Genomic DNA, 18,626 nt, shown 5'->3' with positions numbered 1-18,626 from the left:
TACGTTCGATCCCTGTTCCCCCTCCTCGCGATGAGTGCAGTCGTGGCCAAAGCTCCCACCAAGGCGACCAAGACAGACGCAGGCAAAATCTATATCGGTATCGGCGGCTGGACCTTCGAGCCGTGGCGCGGGGTGTTCTATCCCGAGAAGCTCACACAGGCGAAAGAGCTGTCCTACGCCGCCTCCAAGCTGACCTCGATCGAGATCAACGGCACCTATTACGGATCGCAGAAGCCGGAGAGCTTTCGCAAATGGGCGAACGAAGTGCCCGACGGCTTCATCTTCTCGCTGAAGGGGCCGCGCTTTGCCACCAACCGCCGCGTGCTCGCCGAGGCCGGCGATTCGGTGAAGCGGTTCTATGATTCGGGCGTGCTTGAGCTGAAGGACCGGCTCGGCCCGGTGCTCTGGCAGTTTGCGCCGACCAAGAAATTCGACGGCGCCGATTTCGGCAAATTCCTCGAGCTGTTGCCGCGCAAGCTCGACGGCCGCGCGCTGCGTCATGTCGTCGAAGTGCGTCACGACAGCTTTTGCGTGCCGGAATTCATCGCGCTGCTGCGGCAATTCGAGGTACCCGTGGTGTTCGCCGAGCACGGCAAATACCCGGCGATCGCCGATATCGCCAGCGACTTCGTCTATGCCCGGCTGCAGAAGGGCAATGACGAATTGAAGACCTGCTATCCGCCGAAGCAGCTCGACGCCTGGGCCAAGCGGTTCCGGGACTGGGCCGGCGGCGGCGAGCCGGACGACCTGCCGCGGGTCGACAAATCCGTGCCGAAGAAGACGCCGCGCGACGTGTTCGCCTACGTGATCCACGAGGGCAAGATCCGCGCGCCAGCGGGCGCGATGGAGCTGATCGAACGGGTGAAGTGAGGGAGAGCCGATGGCGAAGGCATCGAGGCTGTTCACCATCGGCTACGAGCAGACGCCGTCCAAGGCCGTGCTCGATGAGCTCCAGCACGCCGGCGTCAAGCTGCTGGTCGACGTCCGCGCGGTCGCCTCCTCGCGCCGCCCCGGCTTCTCCAAGAGCCAGCTCGCCGCGGGCCTCGACGAGCGCGGCATCGGCTACGTCCACCTCCGCGGCCTCGGTACGCCGAAGAGCGGACGGGAGGCGGCGCGCAGCGGGCAATATGCGCTGCTGCACAAGATCTACTCGGCGCACCTCAAGACGGTGCAGGCCAAGGAGGAGCTCGACGAGCTGTCGGCGCTGGTGAAGAAGTCGGGCCCGGTCTGCATCCTCTGCTACGAGCGCGACCACGAACATTGTCACCGCCGCTGGATCGCCGAGATCATCGAGGAGCGCGACGGCGTCAAGATCGAGAACCTCGCAGCGCCGCAGGTCTAAGGCCTGATGAGATCAGGTTGAGCTGGAACGGCGTCGAAAGTTCACCTCTCCCTTGGGAGAGGTCGATTTGCGCAGCAAATCGGGTGAGGGGTTACGGTCAATCGAGAGAGCAAGAGCCCTCACCCGGATTGCACTGGACGATGCTTCGCATCGCCAGGCGCAATCCGACCTCTCCCCAACGGGGAGAGGTGAACCGAGACCGCGCCAGACCGATTCAACCAAAACTCATCCCGCTTTAGCCTTCGTTCCCCGCGATGCGCAACGTCCCCTCCATCATCTGCACACAGGCCCCGCCGACATGCGCGGATATGATTGCGCCATTCTGCTTGCGCACGCGGGTCAGCAGCAGGCTCGGCCGGCCCATGTCAAAACCCTGGCCGACCGTCAGCTTCAGGTCGCCGTCGCGCAACGCATCGAGCGCGGCAAGCAGCGCGGCCGCGGCGACCGTGGCGCTGCCGGTGGCCGGGTCCTCGATCAGGCCGCTTGATCCCGGAAAGAACATCCGTGCCTGCAGATCGCAAGGCGCCTCCGCGACGGGGACGTCGCGCGTGTAGAAATACGCGGAGAATGCTCCGTCACGCGGGAAGAAGCGCGCGAACGCCGCCGCATCCGGCTTGGCCCGCCGGACCGCATCGCGCGATGCGACCTCGAAGACCAGGAACGGCGTTCCCACCCCGACCACCTGCGGTGCCTGGCGATCCGTCCTGACGTCGTCTGCCGTGAGCGAGATCAGGCTCGCGACCTCGCCGGCGGAGAACTGCGACAGGCGCGACAGCGGCTGCGGGGCGGTCAGTTCAGTGGCAACGACCCTGCCACCCTCTCGCGCGATATCGACCGGGACCAATCCCGCCTTCTCCTCGAAGATCAGACGCGGCTTCGGCTCCTTCGCCAGCTGCGCCAGCACGAAGGCTGTGCCGACATTGGGATGCCCGGCAAACGGCAGTTCTCTGACCGGCGTGAAGATGCGAACCTGGGCGTCGTTGGCCTTGTCCTGCGGCGGCAGCACGAAGGTCGTCTCGGAATAGTTGAACTCGGTCGCGATCGCCTGCATCTGCCCGGTCGACAACCCTTCGGCGTCGAGCACCACGGCGAGCGGGTTGCCGCCGAAGGCGCGGTCGGTGAAAACGTCGACAGTGATATAGCGGCGCTGCATCTTGCGTGTCCTTGTGCCGGTCATTCCGATGGCGTCATCGTAGCACAGCAGCAACGACACCCTTCAGAGCACTCGGTACAATCGCGCGAGCTAAAAGCGAAACAGCTCGCGCGGCGATGCGAGCACGCGGGCACGCTCATCGGCATCGGTGACGAGCTCGTCGAGGAATTTGCGGTTCTTGGCGTAGCTCTGCGTTGTCTCGAATTGGGTGTGCGGCCAGTCGCTGCCCCACAGCAGTCGATCGACGCCGAACGCCGTGCGCAGCAACGGATAGGCCTGCTTCGCGAATGCCTCGCCGGCCGCGCCGTTGCGATAGGGTGCCGAGATCTTGACCCAGACATTTCGCGTCGCGCCAAGCTTGAGGACCGACTGGAATCCGGGATCGTCGATGCCGAGCTTTGGATCGGGCAAGGCGAAATGATCGAGCACGACTTTCACGCCCTGGTCGAGCAGCGTTGGCGCGAGCGTCGCGAGATCGCTGGCGTTGCGCTGGATCTCGACCTGCCAGTCGAGCGTTCTGATCTGCGCCAGCAGCGCCGTCCACTCCGGCGACGAAAGATCAGGCAGCTTCTGGCCGACCAGATTGAGACGGATGCCCGCTACCCCGGCGCGATCGAGCGTGCGAAGCTCCTCGGCGGCAACGGCAACGTCGACCACGGCGATGCCGCGCAGGCGGCCATTGGTCGCCTTCAGGCATTCGACCAGATAGGAATTGTCGGTGTCGAGAAAGCTCGGCTGCACCAACACGCCATTGGTGATGCCGTTCTGGTCGAGCTGCTGCAGATAGAGCGTGAGCGGCGCGTCGTAGTCGGGCGCGTAGCGTCGGCCGGGCGCAAGCTTCAGCCCGCGATGGAAGACGTGGGCGTGGGTATCGATCGCGAGTTTCGGCACCTCAGCCCTCACTTTGCTCGCCAATCCGCCCGCCGACAGCGCGGCAACCATCCCCGCGGCAAACCGGCGCCGCGTCAACCCACGTTCGTACCCAAGTTCGTACGATGTCATGATCATTCCTCATCATCACGCGCGCGTGGCGACGGCCTGCTCGAAAACCTTGCCGCGGGTTTCCGGCAGCATCAGCACCGCGACCAGCACCAGCGAATAGGCGAACGCCGCGTCGATCCCGATCGCAGCACCGAGGCCGATGTGATCGCTGAGGTAGCCGACCAGGAAGGGAAACGCCGCGGAGACGATGCGGCCGAAATTGTAGCAGAAGCCGACGCCGGTGCCGCGCACGCCCGCCGGATAGAGCTCGCTGAACAGCGCCGCCATGCTGGCGGGAATGCCCGCCGAGAAGAAGCCCAGCGGGAATCCGAGCACCAGCATCTGCGAATTGGAGAGCGGCGCGAAGATGTAGACCAGCACTGTCACGACACAGGCGGCGGCGAACAGCGTCACGTTGGCGCGCCGCCCGATTCGGTCGCTGATGATCCCCGACACCACGCAGCCGCAGAAGAAGGCGACGATGATCACGGCGAGATAGGCGCTGGAGCCGAGCACCGAGAGATGCCGCACCTCGCGCAGATAGGTCGGCAGGAATGTCGTCAGCGCTGCATAGCCGCCATGGGCGCCGATGCCGAACAGGCCGCCGATCAAGGTCGCGCGCAGCACGTCGCGGTGAAAGATTCCGGCGAGCGTGGCGAAGAACGGCGGCTCGCCCTCGCGCGGCGCGGCGCGCGGCGGCTCCTTCAGTCCGCGGCGGATATACAGGATCAGCAGCGCCGGGATCAGGCCGACGGCGAACAGGATGCGCCAGGCGATATCGGCGGGCGCATAGGTGAAGACCAGGGCCGAGAGCAGCACCGCCGCGCCCCAGCCGACCGCCCAGGCGCTCTGCACCGCGCCGAGCGCCTTGCCGCGATGCTCGGGACGAATGATCTCCGCCATCAGCACCGCGCCGCAGGCCCATTCGGCGCCGAAGCCGACGCCCTGAATGGCCTTCAGGACCACGAGCTGGCTGTAGTTCATCGCGAAGGCCGAGGCGAAGGTCGCCAGCGCAAAGGTCGCGACCGTGATCTGCAGCGCCTTCACGCGCCCGAAGCGATCACCGAGCGCGCCGCCGAGCCAGCCGCCGAACGCGCCGAAGAACAGCGTGACCGAGCCGAGCAGCCCCGCATCGGCCTTGCTGATCCCGAAGGCTGTGATCAGCGCCGGAATGGCGAGGCTGAACATCTGGACGTCGAGCGCGTCGAGTCCCCAGCCGCCAAAACTTGCCCAGAAGGTGCGTCGCTCGAGCGGCGAGCATTCGCTGTACCAATTTGCCATCATTCCCCCCCGTGATCTTGTCTGTTGTTCTGTTTTGACGCCGCGCTACCTGATCTCGGCGTGGTAGCGGAAGCGGTCCGCCGGCCCACGCGAGCGGCGCCATTCGATCGGCCGCCGCTCCAGATCGAAGGCCAGGCGCTCGATCACGATCAGCGGCGCGCTGGCCTCCAATCGCAGCAGGCGCGATTGCATCTCAGTCGCGATCTCGACGGTGAGGATTTCATCGGCGGACACCACGACCTGACCGCAGCGGTCCTCATAGAGCGGATACAGCAAGTCGCCGAACTCGGAGGTCGCGAGCGCGAGCAGCGCCTCGAAGCGCGACCTCTCGAGCCAGATCTCCTCGGCGAGCAGCGGCACGTCGTCGATCAGCCGCAGGCGCGACAGGCTGATGACGGGCTCGCCGACGCCGATTCGAAGCGCCGAGGCCACCGCCGAGGTCGCCGGCATCGCCTTGCGCCGCAGGATACGGCTTTGCGGCACGCGGCGCTCGCCGCTCTCCGACTGGAAGCGGAAGAAGCGGAACAGCGAGGAATTGAATCGCGCGCGGCGCACGAAGGTGCCGCGGCCCTGCTGGCGCTCCAGCACCCCGTCGCCGACGAGCTGGTCGATCGCCTTGCGCACGGTGCCGATCGCGACGCAGTAATGCGCGCCGAGCTCGGGCTCGGAGGGGATCAGGTCCCCTGGACGCCATTCATTGCGATTGATGCGCGCCGCGAGGTCGTCGCGGAGACGCTGGTAGCGCGGGAGGCGGTCGTCCAGGGTTGAATTCATCTAGTCATCTATATGAGCATATGATGCCGCGTCAATCGCTACCTTATTACCTCAAATCTGGATGGCTGCGGCCTACCCCAATTGCCAGACCGGCACCGGATGTTCGTAACCCCGCACCGGGATCTCGCCGCGCGAGACGGCGTCCGGGCACGCATCGCCGAGCGCCTCGCGCACGGCAGAGGAGATCAGGAACTGCGAGCCGAGCTCTTTGTTGAGCGCCTCGAGCCGGGCGGCAAAATTCACGGTGTCGCCGATCACGGTGTATTCCTTGCGCCGCGGCGAGCCGATATTGCCGGCGACGACCTCGCCGATATGGATGCCGATCCCGATGCGCAGCGGCCAGCTCGAGGCCGCATTGGTGCGCTCGTTGGCGGCAAGCATTTCGCGCGCGGCGGCGACCGCCTGATGCGCGGCGTCGCCGGCCTCGAACGGCGCGCCGAACAGCGCGAGAAAGCCATCGCCGAGAAACTTGTTCACGATGCCGCCATGGCGATCGAGAATATCGACCAGCACCGCAAAGGCGCCGTCGAGCCGATCGACCACCTCCTGCGGCGAGCGTGAGCGCGCGCCCGCGGTAAAGCTGCGGAAATCGACGAACATCACGGCGACCCGGCGGATGTCGCTCGCGGTAGAGGCCTCCTCCGCCATCAGGCGTTCGACCACCTGCGGCGAGACGTGCTGGCCGAACAGATTGGTGATGCGGTCGCGCGCGGTGGCGGCGGCGATGCTGGCCGCGAACTGGCGCCGCAGCTGCAGGCCGACGGTGCCCGCGAGCACGCCCGACACCAGGACCACCACACTGCGCGCGCAGTGATAGAAGAAATCCGGCGCGGGATCGAGCGTCCCGTCAGGACGATAATACATCGCCATCCAGAACAGCTCGGAGGCCGCGACAAAGCCGGTGAAGGTCGACAGCCAGAAATCCAGCCGCAAGGTCGAGGCGATGATGAAGATGAAATAGACCAGCGGTGCGACCCAGCCGAGCGCGGCGACCGGGCCCATGCTGTCGATATGCAGGCCGAGCGCAACCGTCGGCATCGACGTCTCGATCAGGGCGCCGATATAGCGCCTGATAATCGGCAGGTCGCGGCCCTGCTTCCGGTGCCTGATGATCGCGCTATGCACCCACAATTCGAACAGGATGAACGGCACAATGATGGAGTAGAGATAGGACGGCTTGAAATTGCCATGCCACACCCGCACCAGCGCATCGGGAGCCGTGAAGTAGATCACCGAACTGATCACCGAAAATACCACGGCGATGCCGATCAGCACCTTGATGCGCAGCAGCTCGGTGGTCATCACCTCCTGCATCAGGGCGTGATGGAAGTCCGCGGATACGGTGGTGTCCTGTCCCGTCTTCGCTTCGTCCCGGAATCCGGCCATTCCCCTGCTCCCGTCGTTCCGGGGCGCGAAGCGAGCCCGAAATCTCGTCATTCCGCGTTCGGTGCTGCGCGCCGCCCCGGAGTGACGATCATTGACGGCATCCATCCTAGCCTCAATCGAGCGTACGGCGGAAGCGCGTCACGGCGACTGTCATGGCGAACAGCATCAGGGCGGCGAGCGCAATCGTGTCATATTGCAGGTTCGGCATCGCCGCGCCCTTCAGCATGATGGCACGGACGATGCGGATAAAATGGGTCAGCGGCAGGACCTCGCCGATATATTGCGCCCAGACCGGCATCCCCGCGAACGGAAACATGAAGCCGGACAGCAGGATGCTCGGGAGGAAGAACATCATCGAGAGCTGCATGGCCTGCAGCTGATTCTGCACGATGGTCGAGAAAGTATAGCCGATCGACAGATTGGTGGTGATGAACAGCGTGGTCAGCAGCCCCAGCAATGTCAGGCTGCCGAGCACCGGTACGCCGAACAGCAACACGCCGATGCCGATGATCAGCCCGGCCTGGATGAAACCCACCATCACATACGGGATGATCTTGCCGAACATCACCTCGACCGGCTTGATCGGCATCGACAGCAGGCTTTCCATCGTGCCGCGCTCGATCTCGCGCGTCACCGACAGCGCGGTGAAGATCAGCATGGTCATGGTGAGAATGGTCCCGACCAGGCCCGGCACGATGTTGAGGCGGGATTCCGCCGCCGGGTTGTAGCGGGCATGGGCGCGGATCTCGAACGGCATTTCGGGCGGATCGCCGATATGCAGGTCGTGCGCCAGCGCCGACTGCACCAGCGGCCCGAGCGCGCCGAGCGCCGAGCCTGCAGCGACCGGATCGGTGGCGTCGGCCGCGACCAGCAGCGCCGGTCTGTCGCCGCGCCGCACCGCGCGCTCGAAGCCGCGCGGGATCTCGACGCCGAACAGCACCTTCCCGGATTGCAGCAGCTCGTCGAGCTGCTCGACGGTATGCACCTCGCGCGTGAAATGGAAATAGGCGGTATTCTCCATCGCCTTCAGGATCGAGCGTCCGAGATCGGAATCCTCCTGCAGCAGCACGGCGGTCGGCAGATGACGCGGCGTGGTGTTGATCGCGAAACCGAACAACAGCAGCTGCATCACGGGAATGATGATAATCATGGCGAACGACACGCGGTCGCGGCGAAGCTGGATGAATTCTTTGACCAGCATCGCGTAGCTGCGCCGCCAGAAACCGAATGCCGGCTCCCTCTCCTCATCCTTCCGGATCGTATCCGTCGCGCTCATCGGAACCTATCCCTGAAAATTGTCTTTGGAGCGCCCCATCAGATCGATGAAGACGTCTTCGAGCGATGGCTCGCTCGGCTGCCAGCGCCATTTCGAATTGTCTCGATACGGCGCGATGGCAGCCTCGAGCGCCGCCTTGTCGCGGCCGGAGACGTGCAGGCTGGTGCCGAACGGCGCCACCATGTCGACGCCGGGCTTGCCGGTGAGCTCGGCCATCAGCCCGTTGAAATCCTCGCCCGTGACCGTCCAGGTCGACAGCGCGGACTTCGCGATCACCTCATCCACCGTGCCGTGGGCCAGCAGATGACCGTAGGCGATATAGGCGATCTCATGACAGCGTTCGGCCTCGTCCATGTAGTGGGTCGAGACCAGCACGGTGAGGCCCTCGGCCGCGAGCGCGTGGATTTCGTTCCAGAAATCGCGCCGCGCCTTGGGATCGACGCCGGCGGTGGGTTCGTCGAGCAGCAGCAATTGCGGATTGGGCAGCGTGCAGGCGCCGAGCGCCAGTCGCTGCTTCCAGCCGCCCGACAATTCGCCGGCGAGCTGCTCCTCGCGCCCCTTGAGGCCGATGCGCGCGATCATGTCGCGCGCGGCGCCGCGCGCATCGGGCATCCCGTAGAGCCGCGCCACGAATTCCAGGTTCTCCCGTATGGACAGATCCTGGTAAAGGCTGAAGCGCTGCGTCATGTAGCCGACCTTGCGCTTGATCTTGTCGGCGTCGCGCCGGATGTCGTAGCCGAGGCAGGTGCCCTCGCCGCTGTCGGGCGTCAACAGGCCGCACAGGATGCGGATGGTCGTGGTCTTGCCGCTGCCGTTTGGACCGAGGAATCCATAGATCTCGCCGCGCTTGACCTGCATCGACAGGTCGTGGACCACCTCTCGTCCGTTGAACGATTTGGTCAGGCCCTTCACATCGATCGCGATGGACGATGCGTTGGACCGCGCGCTGGTGGGGCCGCCGTTCATCTGCGGTCCGCCACCGGCGTCTTGGGGTTGAGATAGATGCTGATCGGCTGGCCCACGCGCAGCACGTCGGGCCGGCTCGGCCGCGCCTGGATCAAATAGACCAGCTTGTTGCGCTCATCGAGGCTGTAGATGACGGGCGGCGTGTACTCCGCCGTGGTGGCGATGAAATAAATCTTGGCGGTGAGATCATCAGCGCAATTGTCGCAGGTCACCCTCACCTCGTCGCCGAGCGCAAGCTTCGGCAGCTCGGTCTCCGGCACGAAGAAGCGCAGCTTCATGTTGCCGGGCGGCATGATCGACAGCACCGGCCGCTGCGCCTGCACCATCTCGCCCTGGCGGAAATAGATCTGCTGGATCGAGCCCGCGATCGGCGCAAAACCCTTGCGGCGGTCGAGCCGCGTCTGCGAGGTGACGACGCGCGCCTCCGCGACGCGCAGCGCCGAGACGGCGGCATCCAGGTTGGCCTGGGTGCCGGCGCCGGTGCCGCGCAGCGAGGCCGCGCGGTCATAGCTCTGCCGGGCGTTCGCCAGGGTTGCGTTGTTCTGGTTGAGATCGGCGCGCTGCAGATCGTCATCGACCGAGTAGAGCAGATCGCCGGGCTTGACCTCGTCGCCCTCGCGCACGTTGAGCTTGATGACGCGGCCGGATTCATCCGGGCTGACGAAAATCATATCGGCCTCGACCCAGCCCTGGAAGCCGGGGTCGCGCTTCTCCTTGCATCCGGCCAGCGCCGTCGCCAGCGCGACGATCGTGATCAGCTTCATCATGCGCGAAGCGGTCATGTCTTGCTCCGTTCGCCGAAGATCAGATCGAGATGAACCTTGAACATCGCGAGCCCATCGAGCGGCGCGTGGCGGGCAAACAGGCTCTGCCAGATCACCGCGACGATCGCGGGCGCGACCACCAGCTGCGGGAAATCCCCGAGCTGCCGCTGCTTGATCTCGCCGCGCGTGATCGCGATTTGGATCAGCGCCTTCATGCCGGCCAGGCCCTTCGACACCACCTCGCGGAAATAGAAGTCGGCGATCGTCGGGAAGCGCGGCCCTTCGGCGACGATCAGGCGGATGATGTCGCCGCGGCGGGTCGCCACGATCTCGCGCATGAAGGTCTCGGCAAATCCCTCCACCGCGTCGCGCACGGGGCCGGTGATGGCCGGCAGCGCGGTCAAGCGGCCGATCAGCGGCACCAGCGCGGTGCGGATCAGCTCCTCGAACATCGATTCCTTGTCCTTGAAGTAGAGATAGAGGGTGCCCTTGGCGACGCCTGCCCGCTTGGCGATGTCGTCGAGCCGCGTCGCGGCAAAGCCGCGCGCGATGAACTCGTCCATCGCCGCCTCGACGATCGCAGCGCGCCGCTCCGCCGATTTCTCGGCGCGGTTCGCAGGCGGCCTCGCCTCAGGCAGCTTGGCCGAAGTCACCTTGGGGATCCTCGCCGAGGCGGCCCGGCTCGCGGTCCGGCGTTTTGCAGGTGGGGTACGGGTCGATGTGTTCATGCGCTCGGTCATGGCCAGAATATGACTGACCAGTCAGTCATTGTCAATGCGATTAAGGGAGAACTCGCTTGCTTACGAAAGGTTGCTGTTGGCCGCCTTGAGCGCGATCAAAACGCCGCGCCACATTTCGGGATCATGCCGCCTGGTGGAATGGATTTCGGGCTCGACGCTACGCGTCGCCCCAGATGCGCAATTGCGCATCGGGGAATGACGACGGAAGGGACACGCGCTGAAGCCCTGCTCCGCTCACGCGCCCAGGCGCTTGCTTGCGCTGGGAGCTACGTGTGAAACTTCAATCCATCGAGGATCTTGTCGACCACCTTCCGCTCGGCGCGGATGGCGAGGCCGACCAGGTTGAGATCGCTACGTGCCACCGCCCTCACCGCCTCGCGATTGGCGGCGTCATGCGTGGTCCTGAACATGTCCTCGGTGTAGAGCGCCGGCCGCACGTCGCGCGCCAACGCACGCTCCAGTGCCCGGGATAGCTGCGCGCGGTCGGCGCCGTAGATCAGAATCGGCTGGCCGATCAGGGGGAGATATCTGGTCCCCGATCCGTCCTCATAATTCTCGCCGATGCATTCGGGGAACGAAGCGGCGATGCCACCGACGAGAAACGACGCCACGTTGAGTTTCTGCCAGACTTCCAGGTCGGTGCGGATCACGACCGCGATCTTGGTGTCGAACTGCATGGCGGGAGCTTAGCCGCAGTATGCCGCGCCGGGCTACCCCTTGGCGTCGCAGGCCCAGGCGCGGATCACGCATTCCTTGCCGCCATAGTCGTAGCACTTCTTGGTCGCGGCATTGAGCGAGCTCGAGATCTTCGGTGCCACCGCATAGCCATGCGCGCCGCAAGGATTCTTCATGTCGATCGCAAGCGCGGCACAGGCGCGCTTCATGGTGACGGTGGTGCAATCGCCCTTGCACTGCTTCAGCGCCGCGACGCGTGCCGCACCCTCCGCCGGATAGTCGTAGGCCTGGCCATACGCCCCGCATTTGCCGACCGCGAACGCGCCGGCCGCGCGAGCCTTGGGGACGAAGTTTTCCACGGAGAAACGCGTGGCACCGAGCAGCAACGTCAGAGCGAGAATCGTCAGCACGCGACGCTGCGCGGCGGCGGTCGAAATGATCAAGCGGAAATCCCCCAAAGTCCGGCGCGGACTGTACGCAGGGGTCGTTTCCAGATGGTGAATGACGGGTTGAGACGAGTTCTATCCGACGTCGTCCCGGCCTAAAGCGCGATGAGATTAGGTTGAGCTGGAACGGCGTCGAGAGTTCACCTCTCCCTTGGGAGAGGTCGATTTGCGCAGCAAATCGGGTGAGGGGTTACGGTCTATCGAAAGAGCAGGAGCCCTCACCCGGATTGCTTCGCAATCCGACCTCTCCCCGACGGGGAGAGGTGAACCGAAAACGCGGCAAGCCGATTCAACCAAAACTCATCCCGCCTTAGTGCGCAGCTGCGCACGGTCGCCGGGACGCCTTGTGTGATCGAATTCGCTCGGGCCCCCAGCGTCGCACAATAAGTGCATCCTGTGGTTATGAGTCCCGGCCTTCGCCGGGACGACGGTGGATGGAGCTAGCCGCGCCTTGCTGCTTCCAGCGCCTGCGGCGTGTCGATGTCGAGGAAGGCGCTGTTGCCTTCGACCGGGACCTCGGCAACCACCTCGGAATGCTTGGCGATCAGATGACGCGCGCCGATGTCGCCATCGAGCGTCATCAATTCCCTGAAGAAACGCCGCGACCACAAGACCGGATTGCCGCGGCGGCCCTCGCTGACGGGGACCGCGATCAGATGGCCGCGATCGGGCTCGAAGGTCTCGATCAAACGATCGATCAGCTTCGCATCGATCAGCGGCATATCGCCGAGGCAGACGACCGCGCCATCGGCGCTGTCGGAGACCGCCGAGATGCCGGCCTTCACCGAGCTGGCGAGGCCGCCGACGAAATCCGGGTTGCGGACGAACTTGACCTTGAGCCCATCAAGCGCCTGCTCGACCAGGTCGGCCTGATGCCCGGTGACGACGATCACCTCCGAAGCCCTCGAGGCCAGCGCCTGCTCGGCGACGATGCGCGCGAGCTTCTTGCCGTCGAGCTCGGCGAGCAGCTTGTTCGGGCCGCCCATCCGGGTCGAGCGTCCCGCCGCGAGCACGATCGCCGCGACGTTGCGGTTGCCTTCGGTGTCGGGGACGGTGCGCGGCTGCGGCCGCGTCACGATCTCCATCAAGAGGCCGCCGACGCCCATGCCGGTGAGATCCGACCGCGTCACCTTGATGCCGGCGAGCAGCCGCATCAGCACCCAGTCAAAACCGTTCTCGACCGGCGAGCGCGCGCAGCCCGGCGCGCCCAGCACCGGCACGCCGCCGGCGCTGCCGATCAGGAGCAGATTGCCGGGATCGACCGGCATGCCGAAATGCTCGATGGCGCCGCCGATCTCGGTGATTGCGGCCGGGATCACGTCGCGGCGGTCGGCGATCGCCGACGCCCCGAACACGATGACGAGCTCGGCCCCCAAGCCGAGCAATTCCTTGATCGACGCCGCAAGCACCGTCTCGTCATGCGGCACCCGGCGCTCGGCGATGATGGTGGCGCCGGCCGGCGCGAGCCGCTCGGCGGTGACGCGCAGCGTCTTGTCGATCACTTTCGGCGCGAGGCCCGGCAGCAGCGTCGAGACCACGCCGACCTTCCGGATCACATAGGGCGCGATCCGCAGCGTGTCCTTGCCGGCGACGGCGACGGCCGCATCGCGCAGCCGGCCCTCGACGCCGAACGGGATCAACTTGACGGTCGCGATCATCTCGCCTTCGACCACCGGCTTGAACGCCGCAAGCGTCGCGAAGGTGATGGCCTCGTCGACGCCGTTGATGCGGTCGACCGCGGCGCGGTCGACCACCAGCACGCCCGGGCGCGCCGCGAACAGATTGGCGCGGCCGGTGAAGGCGCGCTCGACATTGACGCCCTCGCCCGCCACCGCCTGCGCGATGCTGGCGGCCGCGACGTCCTCGGAGACATCGCCCTCCTCGAGCCGCACCACGACGACGTCCTTGACGCCGGCCTTGGTCAGCGCCTCGACCTCATCCGGGCCGATCGTGGTGCCCTTCTTGAGCACCAGCGTGCCCTGGCGGAGCGTGTGCACGGTGACGCCGCCAATCGCGTCGGCCGGACTGGCGGGACCGAACTTCATGCCGCTTCTTCTTTTTCCTTGGGGGGCAAGCGCAGCTGCGCGGTGATCTCGGCCATGATCGCAACCGCGATCTCCGACGGCGACACCGCGCCGATGTCGAGGCCGATCGGCGCGTGGATGCGCGCGATGTCGCTGTCCCGCGCGCCTAGCGCGCGCAGCCGCTCGGCGCGCTTGGCATGCGTCTTCCGCGAGCCGAGGGCGCCGATGTAGAAGCAGTCGCGGTCGAAGGCGTGCAGCAGCGCCGGGTCGTCGATCTTGGGATCATGCGTCACCGCGACGAACGCCGTGTAGTGATCGACGTTGAGCGGCGGCAGCGCGACGTCGGGCCATTCGGCGACCAGCGGCACGTCGGGGAAACGCTCGGGGCTTGCAAACGCGGTGCGCGGATCGACCACCGTCACGTCATAGTCGAGCGAGCGCGCCAGCGGCGCCAGGGCCTGGCTGATATGGACCGCGCCGATGATCACGAGCTTTGCGGTCGGCGCGTAGACGTTGAGGAACAGCTTTCTTCCGCCGGCCTCGACATTGCCGCTCTTGCCCATCCGCAGCTGCTTGGCAAGCTCGACGCGCAGCGGATCGGCGGCGATGTCCGCAGCCTTCACCAAGCGCTGCTCGCCATTGGCGGTGTCGGTGACGATGATGACCGGGCGGCGCGCCGCGCGCTCGGCGTTTAGCTCTTTCAGGATCTCGAGCTTCACGGCTAACCGACCTTCTCGACGAAAACGCGGATGGTACCGCCGCAGGACAGGCCGACATTCCAGGCCGTCTCGTCGGCGACGCCGAATTCGAGCATTTTTGGCTGGCCGCTCGCGATCACGTCGAGCGCTTCCGTCACCACCGCGCCCTCGACGCAGCCGCCGGAGACCGAGCCGAGAAACGTGCCATCGTCATTGATGACGAGGCTCGAGCCGGCCGGGCGCGGCGCCGAGCCCCAGGTCTCGACCACGGTGGCGAGCGCCACGCCATGGCCCTGTTTCTGCCAGGTCTCGGCGGCCTGAAGGATGTCTTCGTCGCGGTTCAGCATGGTGGCCTCCTGCTATCGGGTCAGGCTTCTTAGGCTACAGAGCGGATCAGGCTGCGGTGGTGCGCCGGCGGCGGGGATGACAGCGCCCCGATCAAGCCCTTGATGGACGTCAAGTTATGCACCGGGCGAAATTCGTCAACGTGGGGCAGCATCATTTTGATGCCCTGCGCCTTGGCCTCGAAGCCCGAATAGCGCAGCAGCGGGTTGAGCCAGATCAGGCGGCGGCAGGAGCGGTGCAATCGGTCCATCTCGAAGGCCAGTTTGGCATCGGCCTCGCGTTCTAGTCCATCGGATATAAGGAGGACGATCGCGCCCTGCCCGAGCACCCGGCGGGCCCAGAGCTGGTTGAAGGTGTGCAGCGAGGTCGCGATCCGCGTCCCACCGGCCCAGTCTTCCACCGAGGACGTGCAGCTCGCCAGCGCCTCGTCGGGGTCGCGCGCCCGCAACGCGCGCGTCACATTGGTCAGGCGGGTGCCGAACAGGAACACCGAGACCCGCTTGCGGTAGTCTGTGATGGCATGCAGGAAGTGCAGGAACAGGCGGGTGTATTCGCTCATCGAGCCGGAGATATCGAGCAGCGCCACGATCGGCGCCGGCTTCTCGATCCGGCCGAGCTTGCGGATGTCGATGATCTCGCCGCCGGTGCGCAGCGAGTTGCGCACGGTGCGGCGCATGTCGAGCCGCAAGCCGCGTGCATCCGGCTGGTAGCGGCGGGTCACGAGTTCGGCCTGCGGCAGCCGCATCCTGGCGATCTCGCGCGTCACCTCGGCGATCTCCGCCGCGGTCATCTGCGCAAAATCCTTCTTCTGCAGCACCTCCTTGTCGGAGACCGAGAGCTTCAGCTCCTGCTCCTGGGCCTGCGGCCGCTCCTCGCTCTTCGCCGGCTGCGCCATCGCCTCCTGGACGCGGCGCGAGGCCGGCGGCGGCTTCTTCCTGGCGTGGTCGGGCAGCGGGACGGAATCCAGCATGCTCTTCCACTCCTCGGCGGCGCGGAAGAACAGCTCGAAGGCCTGGCGGAAGATCAGCCCATGCTCATGGCGCTTGACGAAGATCGCTTCCAGCGTGGCGTAGAAGTCGGAGCGATGTCCGACCTCGATCAGCTGCAGCGCATCGAGCGCATCGATCACCGAGCCCGGCCCGACTGGGAGCCCGGCCGCCCGCAGCGCGCGGGCAAAGCCGATCACGTTGTCGGCCATGTGGCCGGTCGGAGGCGCGAGGTGGTTGATGGCCATCTTGTTTGCTCGATCCATCAGCCTCGTCATTCCGGGATGCGCCGGCAGGCGCGCCCCGGAATGACGGGGCGCAAAATGCAACACGCGGACTTACGTCTCGCTCGTCGCTTCCTTCAATGTCTTCTGCAACGCATCGCCCTGCATCCGCGCGATGTCGTCCTGGTACTTCAAGAGCGCGCCCAGCGTGTCGCCGACCACCTGCGGCGTCAGCGAGCGCGCGTCGAGTTCGGACAGCGCGGTGGCCCAATCGATGGTCTCGGCGACGCCCGGCGACTTGTAGAAATCCTGGTTGCGCAGCGCCTGCACGAAGCGGACGACCTGCTGCGACAGCTTCGCGGAAATGTTCGGCACCCGCGACTTGACGATCGCAAGCTCGCGGTCGGCCGTGGGATAATCCACCCAGTGATAGAGGCAGCGGCGCTTCAGCGCGTCGTGGATCTCGCGGGTGCGGTTCGAGGTGATGATGACGATCGGCGGCGCCGGCGCCTTCACGGTGCCGAGCTCGGGGATCGTGACCTGGAAGTCGCTGAGGATTTCGAGCAGATACGCCTCGAACGCCTCGTCGGCGCGGTCGAGTTCGTCGATCAGCAGCACCGGGGGGCCAGCGACATCAGGCTCGAGCGCCTGCAACAACGGTCGCTTGATCAGGAAGCGCTCGGCGAAAATGTCGCTCGCAAGCTGGTCGCGATCGGTGTCACCGGAGGCCTCCGCGAGCCGGATCGCGATCATCTGCGCCGCGCTGCTCCACTCATAGACGGCGGAAGCAACATCGAGGCCTTCATAGCATTGCAGGCGGATCAGCTTGCGCCCGAGCGCCGCCGACAGGACCTTTGCGATCTCGGTCTTGCCGACACCGGCCTCGCCTTCCAGAAACAGCGGCCGCCCCATGCGCAGCGCGAGATAGGTCACGGTCGCGAGCGACCGTTCGGCGAGATAGCCGCGCGATGTCAGCAGCTCCTCGAGCGCATCGACGGAAGTGGGTAACGCCGGTGCACTCATGGAACAGCCAGTCTTCGAACAGGGGTTAGCAAAATCACGCCGTGGATTTGGTTCTTGAATCTAGACCTTGGGATCTAGACCTTGGGATCTAGCTCTTGGGATCTAGTCCCTTATCTAGTCCCTTGGATCTAGTCCTTGGCGTTGGCGGCTTCCACCGCCCTGCGCGTCAGAACGCCGATCAGATGGGCGCGGTATTCGGCACTGCCGTGCAGGTCGCTGTTCAGCCCGTCGGCCGAAACCGCAATGCCGTCGAGCACCTTGTGCGAGAAGCGCTTCTTCAGCGCCTCCTCGAACGCTGTGACGCGGAACACGCCGTCGGAGCCCGCGCCGGTGACCGCGACGCGCACGTCGGACGGACGCTTGGCCACGAACACGCCGACCAACGCATAACGCGAGGCCTGGTTGCGGAACTTCACATAGGCTGCCTTCTTCGGCAGCGGGAACATCACCTTGGTGATGATCTCGTCGGCCTCCAGCGCAGTCGAGAACAGACCCTGGAAGTATTCCTCAGCCTTCAGACGGCGCTTGTTGGTGACGATGGTCGCGCCCAGCGCCAGCACCGCAGCCGGGTAGTCGGCGGTCGGGTCGTTGTTGGCGAGCGAGCCGCCGATGGTGCCGCGATGGCGGACGGCTGGATCGCCGATCATGCCGGCAAGTTCGGCCAGCGCCGGGATCGCCTCGCCCACGATCGCGGAGTTCGCGACCTCGGCGTGCTTGGCGGTGGCGCCGATCACCAGCGAGCGGCCCTTCATCTCGATGGTGTCGAGACCTTCGATATGGGAGAGGTCGACCAGATGCGGCGGGCTCGCGAGCCGCTGCTTCATGACCGGCACCAGCGTGTGACCGCCGGCGATCAGCTTGGCGTCCTCGTTCTTCACCAGCAGGTTGGCGGCCTGCCGCACGGTCCCGGGACGATGATACTTGAATTCGTACATTGGAATGTCCTGATCGCTTGTCGCGACGAATCGCTGATTGGGCGAGATGCGACTTGTTAAGCCAGGTCCGATTTGGCCATCGCCTTGGCGCCGGCTGCGATCGAAGCAACGATGTTCTGGTAGCCGGTGCAGCGGCACAGATTGCCTTCCAGCTCTTCGCGGATCACCTCGTCGGAGAGGTCGTGGCCCTTGCGATGCACAAGGTCGACGGCGGTCATGATCATGCCCGGCGTGCAGAAGCCGCACTGCAGGCCGTGATGCTCGCGGAAGGCCTCCTGCATCGGATGCAGCGGCGCACCATCGGCCGCCAGCCCTTCGATGGTCTTGACCTCATGACCGTCGGCCATCACCGCAAGCGTCGTGCAGGACTTCACCGCCTTGCCGTCCAGGTGCACGACGCAGGCGCCGCACTGCGAGGTGTCGCAGCCGACATGGGTACCTGTCAGCCGCAGGTTTTCGCGCAGAAACTGGACCAGAAGGGTACGGGGGTCGACATTCGCGTTAACGGGGTTGCCGTTCACGATCATTGAGATCTTGGCCATCAGCACTCTCTTATCTGCGCCACCGCATATCGGCGAAGCAGGCGGTTTAAAATCATTCCAGACGG

General features: G+C 65.5%; 20 protein-coding genes. 2 read left to right on the top strand and 18 right to left on the bottom strand.

From position 1 onward, the window contains the following. Positions 1–42 precede the first annotated feature (42 nt). Both HAP47_RS15995 and HAP47_RS15990 read left to right on the top strand, forming a co-directional pair. Positions 43–870: a DUF72 domain-containing protein gene (locus HAP47_RS15995; protein ID WP_173637415.1), complete on the top strand. Its 828-nt coding sequence runs from the start codon at positions 43–45 to the stop codon at positions 868–870. Between the two features lie 10 nt (positions 871–880). Continuing rightward, positions 881–1,342, top strand: a complete 462-nt coding sequence (locus tag HAP47_RS15990; RefSeq protein WP_173637416.1) for a DUF488 domain-containing protein — start codon at positions 881–883, stop codon at positions 1,340–1,342. Positions 1,343–1,577: 235 nt separating this feature from the next. Here the strand turns inward: HAP47_RS15990 and HAP47_RS15985 are convergent, their stop codons facing one another. The 18 genes from HAP47_RS15985 to HAP47_RS15900 all read right to left on the bottom strand — a co-directional run bounded on the left by HAP47_RS15985 (position 1,578) and on the right by HAP47_RS15900 (position 18,561). After that, positions 1,578–2,495: a PhzF family phenazine biosynthesis protein gene (locus tag HAP47_RS15985; protein ID WP_173637417.1), complete on the bottom strand. Its 918-nt coding sequence runs from the start codon at positions 2,493–2,495 to the stop codon at positions 1,578–1,580. Positions 2,496–2,585: 90 nt separating this feature from the next. Next, positions 2,586–3,497, bottom strand: a complete 912-nt coding sequence (locus tag HAP47_RS15980; protein WP_210285211.1) for an amidohydrolase family protein — start codon at positions 3,495–3,497, stop codon at positions 2,586–2,588. A gap of 15 nt (positions 3,498–3,512) precedes the next feature. Further along, positions 3,513–4,757 (bottom strand): MFS transporter, encoded by a 1,245-nt coding sequence (locus tag HAP47_RS15975; RefSeq protein WP_173637418.1) that lies wholly within the window; start codon positions 4,755–4,757, stop codon positions 3,513–3,515. A 45-nt stretch (positions 4,758–4,802) separates the two neighbouring features. Next, positions 4,803–5,531: a GntR family transcriptional regulator gene (locus HAP47_RS15970; protein ID WP_173637419.1), complete on the bottom strand. Its 729-nt coding sequence runs from the start codon at positions 5,529–5,531 to the stop codon at positions 4,803–4,805. A 72-nt stretch (positions 5,532–5,603) separates the two neighbouring features. After that, positions 5,604–6,917 carry an adenylate/guanylate cyclase domain-containing protein gene (locus HAP47_RS15965; protein ID WP_173637420.1) on the bottom strand — a complete coding sequence of 438 codons (1,314 nt, stop codon included), beginning with the start codon at positions 6,915–6,917 and terminating at the stop codon, positions 5,604–5,606. 112 nt (positions 6,918–7,029) lie between these two features. Next, a complete protein-coding gene (locus tag HAP47_RS15960; RefSeq protein WP_173637421.1) occupies positions 7,030–8,193 on the bottom strand; it encodes an ABC transporter permease in 1,164 nt (387 codons plus the stop codon). Between the two features lie 6 nt (positions 8,194–8,199). Continuing rightward, positions 8,200–9,159: an ABC transporter ATP-binding protein gene (locus HAP47_RS15955; protein WP_173637422.1), complete on the bottom strand. Its 960-nt coding sequence runs from the start codon at positions 9,157–9,159 to the stop codon at positions 8,200–8,202. Next, the gene (locus HAP47_RS15950; protein ID WP_173637423.1) at positions 9,156–9,941 is read right to left on the bottom strand and encodes an HlyD family secretion protein; all 786 of its coding nucleotides are present in this window, start codon (positions 9,939–9,941) and stop codon (positions 9,156–9,158) included. The genes HAP47_RS15955 and HAP47_RS15950 overlap by 4 nt, the downstream gene beginning before the upstream one ends. Beyond that, positions 9,938–10,651 carry a TetR/AcrR family transcriptional regulator gene (locus tag HAP47_RS15945; RefSeq protein WP_173637424.1) on the bottom strand — a complete coding sequence of 238 codons (714 nt, stop codon included), beginning with the start codon at positions 10,649–10,651 and terminating at the stop codon, positions 9,938–9,940. The genes HAP47_RS15950 and HAP47_RS15945 overlap by 4 nt, the downstream gene beginning before the upstream one ends. 278 nt (positions 10,652–10,929) lie before the next feature. Next, positions 10,930–11,340: a DUF2000 family protein gene (locus tag HAP47_RS15940; protein ID WP_173637425.1), complete on the bottom strand. Its 411-nt coding sequence runs from the start codon at positions 11,338–11,340 to the stop codon at positions 10,930–10,932. Between the two features lie 33 nt (positions 11,341–11,373). Further along, positions 11,374–11,730 (bottom strand): DUF4189 domain-containing protein, encoded by a 357-nt coding sequence (locus HAP47_RS15935; RefSeq protein WP_231168973.1) that lies wholly within the window; start codon positions 11,728–11,730, stop codon positions 11,374–11,376. 494 nt (positions 11,731–12,224) lie between these two features. Beyond that, positions 12,225–13,829 carry an NTP transferase domain-containing protein gene (locus HAP47_RS15930; protein WP_173637427.1) on the bottom strand — a complete coding sequence of 535 codons (1,605 nt, stop codon included), beginning with the start codon at positions 13,827–13,829 and terminating at the stop codon, positions 12,225–12,227. Further along, entirely contained in the window at positions 13,826–14,527 is a 702-nt protein-coding gene (locus HAP47_RS15925; protein WP_173637428.1) for an XdhC family protein, read from the bottom strand. Before HAP47_RS15925 ends, HAP47_RS15930 begins: the two co-directional genes overlap by 4 nt. A 2-nt stretch (positions 14,528–14,529) precedes the next feature. Beyond that, complete coding sequence (locus HAP47_RS15920; protein WP_021077800.1) at positions 14,530–14,853, bottom strand: XdhC family protein; 324 nt, start codon at positions 14,851–14,853, stop codon at positions 14,530–14,532. Between the two features lie 29 nt (positions 14,854–14,882). Further along, positions 14,883–16,085 (bottom strand): vWA domain-containing protein, encoded by a 1,203-nt coding sequence (locus HAP47_RS15915; RefSeq protein ID WP_173637429.1) that lies wholly within the window; start codon positions 16,083–16,085, stop codon positions 14,883–14,885. 90 nt (positions 16,086–16,175) lie between these two features. Beyond that, positions 16,176–17,084, bottom strand: coding sequence for an AAA family ATPase (locus HAP47_RS15910; RefSeq protein ID WP_092115264.1), 909 nt, complete (start codon positions 17,082–17,084; stop codon positions 16,176–16,178). Positions 17,085–17,212: 128 nt separating this feature from the next. Beyond that, complete coding sequence (locus tag HAP47_RS15905; protein WP_173637430.1) at positions 17,213–18,019, bottom strand: FAD binding domain-containing protein; 807 nt, start codon at positions 18,017–18,019, stop codon at positions 17,213–17,215. Between the two features lie 56 nt (positions 18,020–18,075). Continuing rightward, positions 18,076–18,561 carry a (2Fe-2S)-binding protein gene (locus tag HAP47_RS15900; protein ID WP_021077804.1) on the bottom strand — a complete coding sequence of 162 codons (486 nt, stop codon included), beginning with the start codon at positions 18,559–18,561 and terminating at the stop codon, positions 18,076–18,078. Positions 18,562–18,626 lie beyond the last annotated feature (65 nt).

This window comes from Bradyrhizobium sp. 41S5 (assembly GCF_011516665.3).
Taxonomy (GTDB): domain Bacteria; phylum Pseudomonadota; class Alphaproteobacteria; order Rhizobiales; family Xanthobacteraceae; genus Bradyrhizobium; species Bradyrhizobium quebecense.
This window is presented reverse-complemented; position numbering and strand designations above follow the sequence as displayed.